The sequence below is a fragment of the Moorena sp. SIO3I6 genome, assembly GCF_010672095.1.
On record NZ_JAAHHU010000532.1, the window covers coordinates 1 to 2,924 of the forward strand.

General features: G+C 45.0%; 5 protein-coding genes. 4 read left to right on the forward strand and 1 reads right to left on the reverse strand.

Annotated features, from left to right (window positions below; genetic code table 11):
* The 4 genes from F6K49_RS39025 to F6K49_RS39040 form a co-directional block, all read left to right on the forward strand.
* On the forward strand, positions 1 to 466 hold a 466-nt coding region (locus tag F6K49_RS39025), incomplete at its 5' end, for an SAM-dependent methyltransferase (protein ID WP_293105898.1).
* A gap of 35 nt (positions 467 to 501) precedes the next feature.
* Positions 502 to 933, forward strand: a complete 432-nt coding sequence (locus tag F6K49_RS39030; RefSeq protein ID WP_293105900.1) for a zf-TFIIB domain-containing protein — start codon at positions 502 to 504, stop codon at positions 931 to 933.
* A 116-nt stretch (positions 934 to 1,049) separates the two neighbouring features.
* Positions 1,050 to 1,535 (forward strand): flavin reductase family protein, encoded by a 486-nt coding sequence (locus F6K49_RS39035; protein ID WP_075902735.1) that lies wholly within the window; start codon positions 1,050 to 1,052, stop codon positions 1,533 to 1,535.
* 234 nt (positions 1,536 to 1,769) lie between these two features.
* Positions 1,770 to 2,123 carry a phenylpyruvate tautomerase MIF-related protein gene (locus F6K49_RS39040; protein WP_070394851.1) on the forward strand — a complete coding sequence of 118 codons (354 nt, stop codon included), beginning with the start codon at positions 1,770 to 1,772 and terminating at the stop codon, positions 2,121 to 2,123.
* Between the two features lie 14 nt (positions 2,124 to 2,137).
* On the opposite strand, the gene F6K49_RS39045 is transcribed toward F6K49_RS39040, so the two are convergent.
* Positions 2,138 to 2,554 carry a helix-turn-helix domain-containing protein gene (locus tag F6K49_RS39045; RefSeq protein WP_293093754.1) on the reverse strand — a complete coding sequence of 139 codons (417 nt, stop codon included), beginning with the start codon at positions 2,552 to 2,554 and terminating at the stop codon, positions 2,138 to 2,140.
* Between the last annotated feature and the right edge of the window lie 370 nt (positions 2,555 to 2,924).

Below are 2,924 nucleotides of genomic sequence, written 5' to 3' on the forward strand. Positions count from 1 at the left end.
TATCCCAGGCATCAGCGCCTTTCAAGCAGCAGCGGCACAACTTGGTGTTGAGCTAACTATACCGGGACTAGTACAAACGATTATCCTGACTCGGATTAGTGGTCGTGCTTCTGCAGTGCCCGACTCAGAAGAATTAGCATCCCTAGCTGCTCATCAAGCTAGTCTGTGCCTCTATCTGAGTGCTCGTCATGTAGAAGCCGCTCAAGCCAAACTCCTAAAACACTATTCTGCTGATACACCAGTAGCGGTTTGCTTCCGCATTGGCTGGCCAGATGAAAAAATTTGGCTAGTTGACCTTGATAAAATGGCAGCAACTACTCAAGAGCACAATTTAATTCGGACAACCCTTTACTTAATCAGTCCGGCACTAAAAACGGCTTTAAACCCTGATCGCCTTAAAACCCGTTCCCGTCTCTATCATCCTGAACACTCTCACCTCTTTCGTCCTCAGCCGTCTATTGGATAAGATATATAATATAAAGTTAATTTTTGTATGGAAGTGTGAAGGAACTTAATTGCCCAACACTTAATTGCCCAAAGTGCAAAGGAAGATTAGAGCCAGTTACCTGCCATGACATTGAAGTAGACCGCTGTGTCAACTGCAAAGGCATTTGGTTTGATTCCCTCGAAGCAGAAATACTCAAAAAGATTAAAGGTTCTGAGAGTCTGGATATTGGAGACCCGGAAATTGGCTCTGAGCTGAATAATATCAATGATGATATTTGCTGTCCCCGCTGTGGAGCCAAAATGATCCGGATGCTTGATATTGATGAGTACAGCATCTGGTACGAAAAATGTTTCCAATGCCACGGGGTTTGGCTAGATGCTGGGGAATTCAGGCAGTATAAGCATAATTTTCAGCCCAGAGGTGTTCTACATCGAATTAAGCGCATGTTTAGAACCCAAAAGGATATCCCTAATCCTGTCTTTTAAACGCCAAAATTTTGTACACTAATTGCCATTGACCGTTCGCGCTGCATCAAGACAGCGTCGGGCTTTGCCCAAAAGGTCACGCTACGCGAACGCTAAAAAGTATCGGAGAAAGACTCGTGCTAGACGAACAAGCGAAAAAGACCATGCTGCGCAAAATTCCCCATGGTCTATATATCTGTGGGGTCAGGGATGGTGAAGAAACAATCAACGGCTTCACGGTCAGCTGGGTGATGCAGTCTTCTTTCAAACCGCCACTAATAGTTAACTGTGTTAAACAAGATACTGGCTCCCACGGCATCATTAAGAAAACAGAAGTATTTGCCCTAAGCTTCCTCGATAGTGGGCAAAAAGATATGGCAGCCAAATTTTTCAAACCCCAAAGTCGCGTTGGTAATAAGTTTGCTGATGTAGAATTTTACCTAGGAGAAGTAACTGGTTGTCCGATCATTTCTGACTCCCTCGGTTATGTAGAATGCCAGGTCAGAGGAACTGTGGAAGAAGGCGATCACACGGTCTTTGTTGCTGAAGTCGTTGGTGCTGGCATTCATCGGGAAGGAGATCAGTTGTTACTGGAAAGCACTAGTTGGCAGTATGGCGGTTAGAGATTAGACTTCTTACAGAAGTTGGGAACAGGGAACAGGGAACAGGGAACAGTGGACAAGAATTGACCTAAAGCGATGCAGCGAGGTAGCGCGGTCTTGGGGAGGCAGCGCGGTCTTGGGGGTTTGTTTCCACGGGGCTTACAGCTCTATTCCCTATTCCCTGTTCCCTGTTCCCTGTTCCCTAAAAATCCAGAATATGTACTCAAGAAAGTCGCAAACCACTATATCAAAACTATGCCGCTAATTAAAGTTCAAACTTCCATTGATGCTCCAGAATCAGCAGCGGTTGAAGGGTTGCTGAAAAGCCTGTCCGGAAAACTAGCCGAGCATGTGGGGAAACCAGAAGCTTATGTGATGACAGCGTTTGAGCCTGGTGTGGCCATGACTTTTGCTGGTAGCTTTGACCCAGTTTGCTATGTGGAAATTAAAAATATTGGCACCATGAAGCCTACTCAAACTAAGGCCATGAGTCAGGATTTTTGCAAGACAATTAATGAGACGTTGGGTGTAGCACTCAACCGAATTTATATTGAATTTGCTGATGCCCAGAGACATATGTGGGGGTGGAATGGGTCAACGTTTGGTTAGACCTTAGACCTGGCTCAGCTCACCTTAAAGTCAGAAATAGTCTCAATCCATACCCGTGCTCCACAGTGTAGGGGGTTATCCGGGCGATACATCACCCGACACGGGCCATTGACTTCGACAGTATGACCGTAAATATTTTTAGAGCCTCGTTTGACGGTAATCACTGGATTGCGTTCGCCGGTGTTGTGATTTTGGCGAATCACTTTCTGGTTCACGTGGATCACAGCTTTAGTGTAATTTGTACGCTTTGACCAATTCCGCTTTGGTCCACGAGTGCCAGGGGTAACCACGGGCATGCCATCAAATAAGGGAATCACCCAAGTTCTACCGACTTTATAAGCACCTTTAACTCTGCCCTTGCTCAACAGGAAACGGACGCGAGTGGCAGAGATACCTAGTAATTCAGCGGCTTGTGCGGTAGAAATCATCATGGCGGTAAAACCGTTGTGTTTACGATACTAATTATAGGAACACGATTTTTTAAAAGATGCAAGCTATGGGTGGTAAGCGTGGAGAGTGTGGTTGGTTAAAAAAAACTATTGCATTGTCACGATGGGTGGTAAGGATGTTAAAAGTGGTTAACGTGGATAGTTAGAAAAACTATTGCACTGTCACTATGGGTGGTATAAGTGGTTAACATGGAGAGCTAAAAAAACTATTGCACTGTCGCTAGGGTATGTGGGAATAAATTTGCTTGTGTTCTTTATTCCTATGGTGTTTAACTTGATCAGGACAAGGTTCACTACTGTTATGTGCGATGCCCTAAATAACCAACTATATAGTGGTCACATACGCTCCCCT

Bases quoted from the DNA above. Each gene is read 5' to 3' on its own strand.
- F6K49_RS39040 (WP_070394851.1), top strand. From the start codon at position 1,770: ATGCCGCTAATTAAAGTTCAAACTTCCATTGATGCTCCAGAATCAGCA.
- F6K49_RS39045 (WP_293093754.1), bottom strand. From the start codon at position 2,554: ATGATGATTTCTACCGCACAAGCCGCTGAATTACTAGGTATCTCTGCC.